The sequence below is a fragment of the Streptomyces sp. NPDC006393 genome (assembly GCF_040628575.1).
In the GTDB taxonomy this organism is placed as follows: domain Bacteria; phylum Actinomycetota; class Actinomycetes; order Streptomycetales; family Streptomycetaceae; genus Streptomyces.
The window spans coordinates 19,804-33,356 of the sequence record NZ_JBEXZD010000044.1 but is presented as its reverse complement, the minus strand read 5'-3'; the positions used below and the strand labels follow the sequence as shown (position 1 = coordinate 33,356).

Here is a 13,553-nt window from a genome sequence, read left to right as displayed (position 1 = left end):
CCTGCGACGTGCGGGTCAGCGGACCGGCGCGCCCTGCGACTGCGGCGGCGCGATGCCCAGCGCGGTCGTGTACTTGGCCAGGGCGAGCTTGCCGATGGCCGGGTACGCGCCGAGCGCCTCGGCGGCCGGGCAGTCCGCCTCCTTGGCGGCTGCCTCGACCAGCTCCGCGTCGATCTCCGGGCCGATCAGGTACGGCGCCAGCGCCAGCTGCTGGGACCCGGAGGAACGCAGCTGATCGGCGACGGCCGAGATCGAGCCCTCCTGGTCGAGGGCGGCCGCCATCACCGGCACCGCGAGGCGGGCGGCCAGCAGCATGCCGGTGATCCCGGCGGCCTGGACGGCCTCCTCGCCGCCGACCGACGCGAGGATGATGCCGTCGGCGGCGGTCGCCACCGTGAACAGGCGGGCGCGGTCGGCGCGGGCCAGGCCGGCCTCCGACAGGCGCACGTGCAGCGCCTCGGCGAGCAGCGGGTGCGGGCCGAGCACATCGGTCAGCTCGGCGGCGACCCGGCTGTCCATCACGGCCTGCCGGATCTGGCGCAGCAGCGCGCTGTCCGGGCCGGCCAGCAGCGGCACGACGACCCCGACGGGACCGTCGGGCTCCTTGACCTCGACACCGGCGGCGAGCGCCTGCTCGTAGCGGGCGGTGCGCTGGTCGGCCGCGTGCGCGAGCACGGACCGCAGGGTCGGGAACTCCTCGTCGTCCCCGTCGACGTACCCGATCAGGGCGTCGAGGCCGGGCAGCTCGGAGCGGGCGATGCTCACGACCTCCTCGGCAAGGCTGCGCGTGGCGGCGCCGGGCGTGCCCGGCACCGCGAGGACGAGCGCGGGCGCGCCCTCGGGAGCCGCCAGCGGTTCGGGTCGGCGGTGCCGTCCGGGCTGGCGGGGGCGCGGCATTCGTACTGGCAGGCCGGACGCGGGCCCAGTGGAGGAGCTCATGGCGCCGCATGTTACTGGCTTTCCGGGTCCTGCTGTTCGGGGAGGGTGCAGGTGAGCGGTATCCGTCCGCTTTTGTCGGATGGGTGACACGGTGATCCGAACCGTTGGATGTGCGCAAGGGGGGCGGATACGGCAACTCGACCGTGACATGGGCGCACTTGTCCGGCCTGTATCGGACACATGTGGACACGGCGGACGTGAGCGGATCAATCCCCTTGTGCCGGTGGTACGTAGAGCAGTTTCTCGTCACCGGGCAGGGCGAGGGTGCCCCGTGCCAGGTCGGTGGCGATGCGCACGGAGCCGTGCAGCGGATCGCCCTCGGCGGTCACCCGCCGCGCGTGCGGCAGCCGTACGGTCAACTCCTGCGCCAGTGGCACGAGGAGCGGGTCGCCCAGCTTGAACAGGCTGCCGGTGAGGGCGACCAGGGGTTCGCCGAAGGGAGGGCAGACGGCGGCGGCCGACTCGGCCATGTGCCGGGCCGCCGCGCGCAGCACGCCGGCCGCCACGGGGTCCTCGGCGGCACAGGCGGCCACCTGGGGCGCGAAGGAGGCGAGGACGGCGGCGCGGTCGGGGCGCGGATAGATCCTGCCCGGAAGTCCCTGCATCGGTCCGAACGCCTCCTCGGCACGCGCCAGCAACGCCGCCGAGCCACCGTCCCGTCCGTCGTGGGCCCGCAGCGCGGCCTCCAGACCCGCCCGCCCGATCCACGCTCCGCTGCCGCAGTCGCCGAGCAGATGGCCCCAGCCGTCGGCACGGCGCCAGCCGGCCAGGTCGGTGCCGATCGCGATCAGGCCCGTCCCGGCGGCGATCACCGCCCCGGGCCGCGGACCCAGCGCGCCGGCATAGGCGGTGACCGCGTCGGCGACGAGCGCGACCCGGCGCACCCCCAGTTCCCGCGCCAGCGCCCCGGGGAGTTCGGCGCGCAGGGCGTCGCCCAGGGGGGCGAGCCCGGCCGCTCCCACGACGGCCGCCTCCAGCCGCCGCACCCCGGCCTCGGCGGACAACGCCCGTGCCATCGGCACGAGTTGCTCCATCAGGTGTCCGGGATCGATCCCCCGGTCACCCGTGCGCACCGGTTCCTCCGACGCCCGCTGAGCGAGCGGCCCGGCCCCGGGCGCACCGACGACGACCCGCATGCCGGAACCGCCCGAGTCCACGGCGAGGAAACCGGCGGCCGCGTCCACGCCCGGCTCCGTCCGGGCCGTCACGGCAGGCGCCAGTCCACGGGTTGCGCCCCCTGCCGGACCAGCAGGTCGTTGGCCCGGCTGAACGGGCGCGAGCCGAAGAAGCCGCGGTCGGCCGACATCGGCGAGGGATGGGCCGACTCGACCGAGGGCAGGTCGCCCAGGAGCGGACGGAGGTTGCGGGCGTCACGGCCCCACAGGATCGACACCAGCGGCTTGCCGCGTGCCGCCAGTGCCCGTATCGCCTGCTCGGTGACCTCCTCCCAGCCCTTGCCGCGGTGGGCGCCCGGCTTGCGCGGGGCCGTGGTGAGCGCCCTGTTGAGCAGCAGCACGCCCTGCCGGGTCCAGGGCGTCAGGTCGCCGTTCGACGGCTGGGGCAGCCCCAGGTCGCTGTTCAGCTCCCGGTAGATGTTGACGAGGCTGCCGGGCAGCGGACGCACCTCGGGTGCGACCGAGAACGAGAGGCCGACGGCGTGCCCCGGGGTCGGGTACGGGTCCTGGCCGACGATCAGGACGCGTACGTCGTCGAAGGGCTGCTGGAAGGCGCGCAGAACGTTCGCGCCGGCCGGGAGGTAGGTGCGTCCCGCGGCGATCTCCGCGCGCAGGAAGTCACCCATCACGGCGATCCGCCCGGCCACGGGTTCCAGGGCCTTCGCCCAGCCTGCTTCGACGATTTCATGCAACGGTCGTGGTGCCACGGGCGTCACCCTACTGCCGGGCACCGGCCGTTGATCAAGCTGTGGCCGAAACCCGGACCCGGCCGTCACGGGGGACGGCCGGGCGCCGCGTCGGGGCCGGCGGGTGCCGCGTCGGGGCCGCGGGTGCCGTCATGCTCAGCCGATCACCGCCGCCCGTACGCACAGCACGTCCGGCAGATGCGCGGCCAACTGCTGCCAGCTGTCGCCGTCGTCCGCCGAGGCGTACACCTCGCCGTTGCGGTTGCCGAAGTACACGCCGGCCGGGTCGGCGTCGTCGGTGCACAGCGCGTCGCGCAGCACCGTGCCGTAGTGGTCCTCCTGCGGCAGGCCCGCGGTGAGCGGTTCCCAGCTCTTGCCCGCGTCGGCCGTGCGGAACACGCGGCACCGGTGGTCGGCGGGCACCCGGTCGGCGTCGGCGTTGATCGGGAAGACGTACGCCGTGTCGCCGCGGTGCGGATGGGCGGCCGCCGCGAAGCCGAACGTCGACGGCAGGCCCTCGCCGATGTCCGTCCAGTGCGCCCCGCCGTCGTCGCTGCGGTACACACCCCAGTGGTTCTGGAGGTAGAGCCGGTCGAGGTTGACCGAGTCCTGCGCCACCTTGTGGACGCACTGGCCGAACTCCGGGTCGGGATCGGGCAGGAACACCGCGGACACCCCGGAGTTGGAGGGCGCCCAGCTCGCGCCGCCGTCGGCCGTACGGAACACCCCGGCGGTGGACACGGCGACCGTGACGGCCCTCGGATCGCGCCGGTCCGTCACCACGGTGTGCAGGCCCTCACCCCCGCCGCCCGGCACCCACTTCGACCGCGTGGGGTGCTCCCACAGCGGCCGGACCAGTTCGAAGCTCTCACCGCGGTCCTCGGAGCGGTAGAGCGCGGCCGGCTCCGTGCCCGCGTACACCACGTCCGGCTCGGCGGCGGCCGGGTGCAGCTGCCACACCCGCTCCAGCGAGGCGCCCGTGTCCTTGGGGAACTTCACCGCCGGCCGGGCGGGCTCCGTCCACGTACGGCCCAGGTCGTCGGAGTGGAACACGGACGGGCCCCAGTGCGCGCTGTCCCCGCCGGCCAGCAGCCGCGGAACAGCGCCGCGGGTGTCGATGGCCACCGAGTACACGGCCTGCGCGTTGAAGTAGGGGCTGTCGTCGAACTCCCAGGCGCCGTCCCGCCGCCGCCCGATGAACAGGCCCTTTCGGGTACCCACGGCGAGCAGTACCTCGGTCATGCCGATCACCTCCGAGAGGTCTTCGTCCGGACATCCTTGTCTCGGACACCGGCCAGTCTGCACCCCACCACTGACAGTCTCCCGTGCGATGACGTCGTCGCAGGTCAGACCGGCATGGTCGGCGTGCCCCGCGAGCCGGGGGCGCGGGGGAGCGGCGGTTTCGCGCCGCCGCCGGACTCATGGGCGCGCCGGGCCGGGGAACCCGTGATGAGCGACGAGGAGCCGGCTGCCGTAAGGAAGGGCGGTGGGGCAGGTCCGTGTGATCCGTGAGCTTGTGAGGAGGATGCCGTCGATGGCGTTCCGGGGTCCCGAGGTGTGGTTGTGGCGATGGCGCCGCAATCCGCTCAAACGCCGTTCGGACACGGTGGAGGCCTGGGTCGTGCTCGGGGCGTGGGTGCTCACCGTGGTCGCCGGCGTGCTCACCGGATGGACCGTGGCCGGCGCAGTGGAGGGCGTCATGGCCCGTGAACGCCTCGAGTGGCGGCCCACGGCGGCTCTGGTGACCGAGCAGGCGCCACGTCCGCGCTCCGGTGACACGGACCCGGCGGGCGACGGAAGCGGCCGCGGAGTCGCGCAGGGGACCGACACGCCCAGGGTGTGGGCGAAGGTGCGCTGGACCACGCCGGACGGTTCGGCGCACACCGGCCAGGCCCGGGTGCCGTCCGGCAGCGCGCCCGGCACCCGCGTCACCGTGTGGACCGATCCCGACGGCCGGCTGGTCGCCAGGCCCGCCACACCCGCCCAGGCCCACACACGCGCCCTGTTGATCGGTGGGCTGGCGGGCCTGAGCGCCGCCGCCGTCCCCCTGGCCGGCAGCCGCGTCCTGCGCGGCCGTCTGGAACGCCGCCGCCTGGACCGGTGGGGCACCGAGTGGGCCCGCTTCGATCCCCTGTGGGGCCGCAAGACCTGGTGACGGCGCGGTACCCGGCGAACCGCGTGCCCCGGGGACGCCGGAGCCGGCGCTTCAGCAGCTGATCCGACGACACAAACGTGGCGTCCACGGGGGCGGGAGGACCCTCCAGGACCCTCCACCACCGTGGACGCCGCGTGCGTGCCGCGTCAGCTGTGCGTCGTATCAGTCGTATCAGCTGCGTATCAGCTGTACGTCGCGTCAGCGGTAGGTGATGTCCGACGCCGAGTAGCGGCAGTACGTGCCGTCCGGGCCGCTGCCGATCTCCGTCGGTTCCGCGCCGGTGTTGTTGCCCTGATAGCGCACGCACGGCTTGATCTTCTTCGAGCTGTCGCCGTGGATGCGGATCTTGCTCAGGGTCGCCGTGTCACCGTAGTTCTGGTTGATGCCGACGATCGCCTTGCCGGGGGCCGTGACGTCGACGTCGCTGACCGCGATCGTGCGCTTGTACTGCGTCTTGCAGTTGCCGCAGGAGCGCACCAGTTTACCGAAGTCCTCCACCTGGAACTGAGAGACCGTCAGCTTGCCCGCGCCGTTGAACTGGAAGACCTTGTCCGACGCCTTCCTCGCGCCGCCCCCGACCACGCTGTACGAGGAGGACGACGACTTGCCCAGGAAGGTGGCGGCGTCCTCGCCGACGTCCTCCCACCAGACGTTCTGGAGCGTGCAGTTGCCCAGGCAGTGGATGCCGTCGGCGGCGGGAGAGCCGATGATCACGTTCTTCAGGACGGCGCCGTCGGCCAGTTCCAGGAGCGGCCCCTGGTCCTCGTCCTGGCTGCCGCTGCCCAGGTCTCCGCTGCCGTAGAGGCGCTTCATCCCGTAGTCCTTGGTGCCGGAGACCGAGATGGTCGTGGAGACCGCCTGGCTGCCGTTGGCGGTGGGCCAGCTCGCGGCGCTCGCCGGGGAGAGCGCCGCCTCTGTCATGATCATGACAAGAGTGAGCCCGAGGGCGGCGAGGCCGCCGGTCAGTGCGCGCCGCCGGGCGCGCGGACGTGCTTCAGAAGTCATGTCCCGTTTCCTTCTGTCCGGTCGGGGGTGGGGGGTTGGCGTTCTTCCGTGGTGCGCGGGGCGGGGCGAGGGTCCCGGGGGTCAGAGCATGAACGACGTACACCTATTGGAACGCGGTGCGCGGCAGTGTGGCCGAGGGGACCTCTTTCGCGCCTGTCGGTCACACTGCTGAACGGAACGTAGACGGCAAGCGCTTTCTAGTCAACGCCTGGCGCGGAAAGTCATGGGAGCGCTCCCTCGGGGGGTCCGGAGAGTCCGGGGAGAGCCTCGCCGGACCGGGGCCGGGTGGCGCGGGCGCGGCCCCTGGCGTTCCCTGAGAAATGACGGGATGACCAGCACTGTCGCGGGCACCCGGCCACGGAAAGGGATCTCACCCCCAGGCGAGGAGAGTCATGGCTGAGCAGAAGTCGTCGTCGATCCTTACGGCGCCCCTGCACGGCGCTGCCTCGGTGCTGCGGCGGGTACCCGGCGCAGGGCTCGTGGGCAGGGCCGCCCAGGGAACGCTCGACAAGGTCGGCGCCGTGTCGCCGAGGGGCCGGCGGATCGCGGTCTACACGGGGGCCGGGGTGCTCGGCGTCGTCGGGGTGGTGGAGTGGCCGGTCGCCCTCACGGGCGCGGCCGTGGCCTGGCTGACCCAGCCGAGGCCCGATCACCCCGAAGGAGCCGGACAGCCGTCGCGGGCCCTGGTCACCGCACCGGACGGCGGCCCGGAGACCGGAGAAGCCACGCCGGTCAGCGAGCCGGCGGCCCGCAACGTCGCACGGCCGACCGGCACCACGGCCGCCGCCCGGCAGGCCGCGCGCAAACGCGTCGCCGCCACCCGCGAAGGCGCCGAGGACGTCGGCACCGCCGCCCTCAGGTCCGCCGGCACCCGCGGCCGGACCAGGCCGTCCGCCGGCCGGACCCCCGCGGCCAAGTCGGCGACGGCCAAGTCGGCGACGGGCAGGCCGGCGACGGCCAGGGCCGCCACCGCGAAGGCGCCGACGGGCGGGACCGCCACCAGCAAGGCGTCCACGCGCAAGGCCGCCACGGCGAAGGCGGCCACCACGAGGTCCGCCACCACCACATCCGCCACGAGCAAGGCCACCCGTAAGACCGCCACGGGCAAGACGGCCACCGGCAAGGCCACCACCGGCAAGACCGCCACGGCGAAGGCGTCCGCCGGCAGGTCCACCACCGGCACGCTCGGCCCGACGGCGCGGCGCGCCCGTACCACCGGCTGAGGGACGTCATGGTGCTCGGTCTGCTGACGGCTCCCGCGGCAGCCGCCCGGCGCCTGCGCGAGACGCCCCGGCTGCTGGTGCGAGCCGCGGCCCCGGCGTACGGGGTGGCCGCCGGGACGGCGGCCGGTACGGCTCGCGCCGGCGTGCGCGGCATGGACGCGGCGGCGCGGGTGGTGCGGGTCGCGCGCAACGCGCTGCCGGGCGCCGGGGTCCACTGGCGCTCCGGCACGCGCACGCATCTCGCGCTGCGCCCCGCGGAGCCTGAGCGGGTCCGGCGCGCCGGCGGCACCGAGCATCTGGCGCGCCGCGTCGCGGCCGCCCTGGCCGAGCACCCCGACGTCCTGTTCGCCTACTGGGACCAGGGGCTCGGCCGCCTGGTCGTCACCGCCACCCGGGAGGAGGCCGCCGATCGGGTGATGGATCGGGCGGCCGAGCTGGCGGCCCAGCACGATCTCACGCTCGCCGGCGGCGACCCGGAGGAGACGACCCATCCGGCCGACCCCGCGGGGGTGCGGTTCGCCGCCGCCACGCTCGCCGCCGACGTCGTCGGCATCGCGGTGGGACTGACCGCCTGCGCCCTGCGGCTGCCGCCGTCACCGCGCATGGCCACCGCCATGCTGACGCTGCTGCGCGAGAACCCGCGTTTCCGCGCCCGGCTGCGCGCCCGGCTCGGCCACCAGCGGATGGACCTCCTGCTGGCCTGCGCCAACGCGGCCGTCCACGGCGCCGGCCAGACCCCCACCTCGCTCGTGCTCGACGGGGTGCTGCGCTCCTGCCAGCTGGCCGAGACGGTGGCCCGCTCGGCCGCGTTCGACACGGTCCACGACCGGCTGTGCGCCCCGGACCGGGTCAGCGTCGCCGCCGGCGCCCTCCCCCGCCCGCCGCTGCGGCTGACGCCGGCCCAGGAGTACGCCGAACACGCCTCCGCGGGCAGTCTGCTGGGGGCGGCGGTGACCCTGCTGGTCAAACACGACGCGGCCGAGGCGGCCGAGGCGGTGCTGGCCGGCTCGCCCAAGGCCGCCCGCTACGGCCCTGCCGTGTTCCACTCCGTGCTGAGCGCGTCGCTGGCCCGCACCGGCGTGCTGGTGCGCGACCCGGAACGGCTGCGGCAGCTGGGGATGACCGGCACCGTCGTGCTGCACCCGAGCGCGCTGCGCACCGAGACCGGGGACGCCGATCCGTGGGCGGAGGCCGTGCTCGACGCGGCCCGCCGGGCCCGGCTCAGGGTCGTCCTCGTCGACGACCCGGCCCTGGAGGACCTCACCGGCCTCGCCGACGAGGTCGTGGACGCCCGGCGGCCCCTGGACGACGTGGTGTACGGACTGCGCGGCGGCGAGGACGAGGGCGTGGTGCTCACCGTCGCCCGGATGCGGTCGCACGACGAGCCGGGCCTCCTGGCCGGGCTGCGGAGCAGCGACATCGCCGTCGCCCTCGCCGACCGCGACAGCGCCGTCGTCTGGAGCGCGGACATCCTGGCCGTGCACGGTCTGCCCGACGTGTGGCGGGTGCTGACCGCGGTCGCGGCCGCCCGCGCCGTCGGCCACCGGGCGCAGACCCTGGCCCGGTCCGGCGCCGCGCTGTCCGGGCTGCTCGTCGCCGTCGGCGAGTCCAAGGGCGGACGCGGGCGCCGGGCCGTACTTCCCGGCCTGCGCCACGCACCGGTCGACGCGGCGGCGGCCGCCGCCCTGCTGTCCGGGGCGCGGGCCGCCCTGGGTGTCGCGACCGCCCGTGCCCCGCGCCCGAGCCCGCGCGTGCACTGGCACGAACTGGACTCGGAGGAGGCGCGCGAGCAGCTGGAGCACGAACCGGCCGCCGTACCCACCACGTTCGACCGGACCACCGGCCGCCTCCGCAAGGCGGCCGACGGCGTCGCCCGGCACCCGGCCCTGGCCCCCGTGCGCTGGACCTACGAACTCGGCGCGGCCGTACGCGGCGAACTGCACGACCCCCTCACCCCGGTGCTGGCCGTCGGCTCGGCGGCCTCCGCGATCCTCGGCTCGATGCTGGACGCCCTGCTCGTCGTCGGCGCCCTGGACCTGAACGCCCTCGTCGGCGGCGTGCAGCGGCTGCGCGCCGAGCGGGCGCTGTCGGGGCTGCTCGCCGACCAGAAGCGCAAGGCGCGCATCGCGCCCCCGGAGGCGGAGGCGCCGGCCGGGGGCACCCGCACGGTCGACGCCGGCAAGCTGCGTCCGGGCGACGTGATCGAACTGAAGGGCGACGACGTGGTGCCCGCCGACGCGCGCCTGCTGTGGGAGGACGGCCTGGAGGTCGACGAGTCCGCGCTGACCGGGGAGTCCCTGCCGGTGCAGAAGCAGACCGCCCCGACCCCGCACGCGGCCGTCGCCGACCGGCTGTGCATGGTCTTCGAGGGCACGACCGTGGTGGCCGGACGGGCCCGGGCCGTCGTGGTGGACATCGGAGAGCACACGGAGGCCGCCCGCGCCGTGCACCTCGCCGCCCGTACGCCCCCGGCCGCCGGAGTCCAGGCCAGGCTCCAGGAACTCACCCGCAAGGCACTGCCGTTGACGCTGGCGGGCGGGGCCGCGGTGACCGGCATCGCGCTGCTGCGCGGCACCCCCGTCCACGAGGCGGTCAGCGGCGGTGTGGCCGTCGCCGTGGCCGCCGTGCCCGAGGGCCTGCCGCTGGTGGCCACGGTGGCCCAGCTGGCGGCGGCCAGGCGGCTCACCCGGGGCGGCGTGCTCGTGCGCACCCCGCGCACCCTGGAGGCGCTGGGGCGCATGGACACCCTCTGCTTCGACAAGACCGGCACGCTCACCGAGAACCGCCTGCGCCTGGTGCGCGTCTGCGACGCGGACGGCACGGTCCACGCGGTGCGCGACGAGGCCGCCGCGGAGACGCTGCGCGCGGCCGCGCGGGCCTGCCCGCGGATGAACGGCGGCTCCGACCGGCCGGTGCACGCCACCGACGAGGCCGTCCTGGACGCGGCCCGCCCCGACCCGGAGTGGACCCAGCTCGAAGGCCTCGGCTTCGAGGCCGCCCGCGGCTACGCGGCCGCCGTCGGCCGCGGCGCGGACGGCCCGCGGGTGCTCGTGGTCAAGGGCGCCCCGGAGACCGTCCTGCCCGCCTGCTCGGACCTCCCGTCCCACGCCTCGGACGCAGCCCACGCGCTGGCCGGTGACGGGCTGCGGGTCCTGGCGGTGGCCCGGCGGCGGCTCGCCGCGCGCGAGAAGGAGACGGACGTCCTCGAACAAGCTCTGGCGGGACTGGAGTTCGTCGGCCTGCTGGCGCTGTCGGACGTGCCGCGCGAGACCTCCACGGCGCTCGTCCACGGCCTGTACGAGGAGGGCGTCCGGCCGGTCATGCTCACCGGCGACCACCCGCAGACTGCGCGGGCGATCGCCATGGAACTCGGCTGGCCGGCCGACACCCCGGTGGTCACCGGGGACGAACTGGCCGCCGCCGACCGCTCGGCCCGGGCCCGTATGCTGCGCGACGCGGGCGTGGTGGCCAGGGTGGCGCCCGAGCAGAAGCTCCAGGTCGTCGAGGCGCTGCGGGACGCGGGCCGGGTGGTCGGCATGGTCGGCGACGGCGCCAACGACGCGGCGGCGATCCGCGCCGCCGACATCGGCGTGGGCATCAACGCGCGCGGTTCCGCCGCCGCGCGGAACGCCGCGGACATCGTGCTCACCGACGACGACCTCACCGTCCTGATCGACGCGATCGGCGAGGGCCGTGCCCTGTGGCACAGCGTCGCGGACGCCATCGCCATCCTCATCGGCGGCAACGCCGGCGAGGTCGGCTTCGGCATCCTCGGCACCCTGATGTCGGGCAGGGCGCCGCTGTCCACCCGGCAGATGCTGATGGTGAACCTGTTCACCGACCTGTTCCCCGCGATGGCGGTGGCGGTGACGCCCAAGGAGGACGTCGAGCAGACCCGGGCCGGATCGCCCGAGGACGCGGCCGGCGGCGTCCTCGGGGAGCCGCTGATCCGGCAGATCCGCCACCGCGCCCTGACGACCTGTCTGGGTGCGGTCACGGCCTGGCTGATCGGACGCTTCACACCGGGCACCGCCCGCCGCTCCGGCACGATGGCCCTGTGCGGTGTGGTCGGCACCCAGCTCGCCCAGACGCTCCTCGACCGCCGCGACAGCCCACTGGTCCGGGTGACGTCCCTCGGCTCCGCCGTCGTCCTCGTCGCCCTGGTGCAGACCCCGGGCGTCAGCCGCGTCTTCGGCTGCACCCCCCTGGGACCGGTCGCCTGGGCCGGCGTCGCCGCGGCCATCGCCCTCGCCCTCGCGGGCCAGCGGACACTGCCCCGCCTGGAGGAGACGGTGTCCCGCCTGCTGCCGCCGCGCTGGAGCGGGGCCGGGGCCCACCCTCCGGCCGGCCGGGCGTGACTGCAGGGCTGACGCGCGACGCGGCGAGGGCCGCGGTGAGCGGCACGGGGGACGGGGGACGACGTGACCCGGGTATGGCTCCGGGCGTCGCTGCCGTCTTCGGTCGCCTCCGCTGGGGTGGTCGCCCGCGTGGGTGCCGTCGTGCGTGATCGCTCCGGCCCCGACGGGCTGCCGGACGCCGCCCTGCCCTGAGCGGACCTGCCCTGCCCTGAGCGGACCTGCCCTGCCTTGAGCGGGCGCCGCCCTGCCTTGAGCGGACGGTGGCCGCCTGCTGCCGCCGCGCCGGGCGTACGGTGCTCGGACCGCCCGGCGGGCGCGGGCGCGGGTTTCAGGACTGACGGGGGTCGCGCCAAGCGGTCGTCAGGCCGAGCGGTCGTCAGACGGAGCGGTGGTACTGGTCGGGGACGTGCACGTGGCCGCCCAGCTCGCGTGCCGCGTGCCGGGCCCAGGAGGGGTTGCGCAGCAGTTCGCGGCCCAGGAGGACCGCGTCCGCCTCGCCGTTGGCGACGATCTTCTCCGCCTGCTCCACGTCGGTGATGAGTCCGACGGCGGCGACCGCCAGCGGCGATTCGGCCTTCACACGCGTGGCGAACGGCACCTGGTACCCGGGTCCCGTCGGAATGCTCACGCCGGAGGCGTTGCCTCCGGTGGAGACGTCGAGCAGATCGACGCCGTGCGCGTGCAGGTCGGCCGCGAAGCGCACCGTGTCGTCCGCGGTCCAGCCGCCGTCCTCCAGCCAGTCGGTCGCGGAGACGCGGAAGAAGAGCGGCTTGTCCTCGGGCCACACCGCGCGCACCGCGTCGACGACCTCGAGGGCGAAGCGCACCCGGTTCTCGTACGAGCCGCCGTAGGCGTCGGTGCGGTGGTTGGAGTGCGGGGAGAGGAACTCGTTGATCAGGTAGCCGTGCGCGCCGTGGATCTCGGCGATCTCGAAGCCCGCGGCCAGGGCGCGTCCTGCCGCGTCCGCGAACTGCCGTACGACGTCCCGGATCTGATCGGCACTCAGCTCGTGGGGAACCGGGTGCCCGTCGGCGAAGGCGACGGCACTCGGCGCCACCGGCCGCCAGCCGAGCTCCTCCGGCCCGAGGGGCGCCCCGCCCTTCCACGGCTGGTCCGTCGACGCCTTGCGGCCGGCGTGCGCCAGCTGGATCGCCGGCACGGTGCCCTGGCTCTTCAGGAAGCCGGTGATCCGGCGGAACGCCTCGGCCTGGGTGTCGTTCCAGATGCCGAGGTCGTACGGCGAGATCCGGCCCTCCGGCGACACCGCGGTGGCCTCCACGATGATCAGGCCCGTGCCGCCGGTCGCCCGCGCCGCGTAGTGGGCGAAGTGCCAGTCCCGCGGCACACCGGCCGCGGGGCCCACGGGCTCGGCCGAGTACTGGCACATCGGGGGCATCCAGACCCGGTTCGGGATCGTCACTTCGCGCAGTGCGTAGGGCTCGAAGAGCGCACTCATGGCGGACTCCATTTCGTCACGGGGACCGGTCGTGTTCGGCACCGGATCGATCGCGACTTGTACGATAACTCTCGTAGTACGGTGAGTGTCAAACTACGATGATTCTCGTAGGATGAGGACCTCGTACGAAGTGGAGCCGCCGTGAACGCCACCGCCCCCGCCTCGGTCCCCACCGCCGGCAGCCGTGACCTTCCGCATCCCGCGCGGGAGGAGATCCGCCTGGAGGACGTGCTGCACGCGCTGTCCGATCCCCTGCGGCTTCAGATCGTGCGGGAGCTCGCCGCCGGCGCGAGGGAGCTGACCTGTTCCCAGTTCGACCTGCCCGTCTCCAAGTCGACGAGCACGCACCACTTCCGGGTGCTGCGCGAGGCCGGTGTGATCCATCAGATCTACCGGGGCACGGCGAAGATGAACGGCCTGCGCCGCGACGACCTGGACGACCTCTTCCCGGGGCTGCTCGACAGCCTCGTCGATGCCGCCGCGAGGCAGGCCACCCGCCACGGGGACGGTGAAACCGCCGGTCGCGGCGGAAAAGGGTGAAGCAGCCGGTCGGCCC

General features: G+C 74.7%; 9 protein-coding genes and 1 pseudogene. 4 read left to right on the top strand and 6 right to left on the bottom strand.

Going from position 1 to position 13,553, the window contains the following annotated elements:
* Positions 1–15 precede the first annotated feature (15 nt).
* The 4 genes from ABZ484_RS19850 to ABZ484_RS19835 all read right to left on the bottom strand — a co-directional run bounded on the left by ABZ484_RS19850 (position 16) and on the right by ABZ484_RS19835 (position 4,042).
* Positions 16–939, bottom strand: a complete 924-nt coding sequence (locus ABZ484_RS19850; RefSeq protein WP_358867199.1) for a hypothetical protein — start codon at positions 937–939, stop codon at positions 16–18.
* A gap of 206 nt (positions 940–1,145) precedes the next feature.
* Entirely contained in the window at positions 1,146–2,075 is a 930-nt protein-coding gene (locus tag ABZ484_RS19845; protein WP_358867220.1) for a BadF/BadG/BcrA/BcrD ATPase family protein, read from the bottom strand.
* Between the two features lie 68 nt (positions 2,076–2,143).
* Positions 2,144–2,821, bottom strand: a complete 678-nt coding sequence (locus tag ABZ484_RS19840) for a uracil-DNA glycosylase (RefSeq protein ID WP_358867198.1) — start codon at positions 2,819–2,821, stop codon at positions 2,144–2,146.
* A 135-nt stretch (positions 2,822–2,956) separates the two neighbouring features.
* Entirely contained in the window at positions 2,957–4,042 is a 1,086-nt protein-coding gene (locus tag ABZ484_RS19835) for an exo-alpha-sialidase (RefSeq protein WP_358867197.1), read from the bottom strand.
* 292 nt (positions 4,043–4,334) lie between these two features.
* On the opposite strand from ABZ484_RS19835, the gene ABZ484_RS19830 reads away from it, so the two are divergent.
* A complete protein-coding gene (locus ABZ484_RS19830; RefSeq protein ID WP_358867196.1) occupies positions 4,335–4,955 on the top strand; it encodes a hypothetical protein in 621 nt (206 codons plus the stop codon).
* Between the two features lie 198 nt (positions 4,956–5,153).
* Here ABZ484_RS19830 and ABZ484_RS19825 read toward each other — a convergent pair whose 3' ends face one another.
* On the bottom strand, positions 5,154–5,960 hold the full coding sequence (locus ABZ484_RS19825; protein ID WP_358867195.1) for a pectate lyase: 807 nt from the start codon (positions 5,958–5,960) through the stop codon (positions 5,154–5,156).
* Positions 5,961–6,352: 392 nt separating this feature from the next.
* Here ABZ484_RS19825 and ABZ484_RS19820 point away from each other — a divergent pair.
* Positions 6,353–6,607, top strand: a pseudogene (locus tag ABZ484_RS19820) (hypothetical protein); the annotation flags it as partial.
* Between the two features lie 584 nt (positions 6,608–7,191).
* Entirely contained in the window at positions 7,192–11,541 is a 4,350-nt protein-coding gene (locus ABZ484_RS19815; RefSeq protein WP_358867194.1) for a cation-translocating P-type ATPase, read from the top strand.
* 376 nt (positions 11,542–11,917) lie between these two features.
* On the opposite strand, the gene ABZ484_RS19810 is transcribed toward ABZ484_RS19815, so the two are convergent.
* Positions 11,918–12,997: an NADH:flavin oxidoreductase/NADH oxidase gene (locus ABZ484_RS19810; RefSeq protein ID WP_358867193.1), complete on the bottom strand. Its 1,080-nt coding sequence runs from the start codon at positions 12,995–12,997 to the stop codon at positions 11,918–11,920.
* A gap of 141 nt (positions 12,998–13,138) precedes the next feature.
* On the opposite strand from ABZ484_RS19810, the gene ABZ484_RS19805 reads away from it, so the two are divergent.
* A complete protein-coding gene (locus ABZ484_RS19805; protein WP_358867192.1) occupies positions 13,139–13,537 on the top strand; it encodes a helix-turn-helix transcriptional regulator in 399 nt (132 codons plus the stop codon).
* The last annotated feature ends 16 nt before the right edge of the window (positions 13,538–13,553 follow it).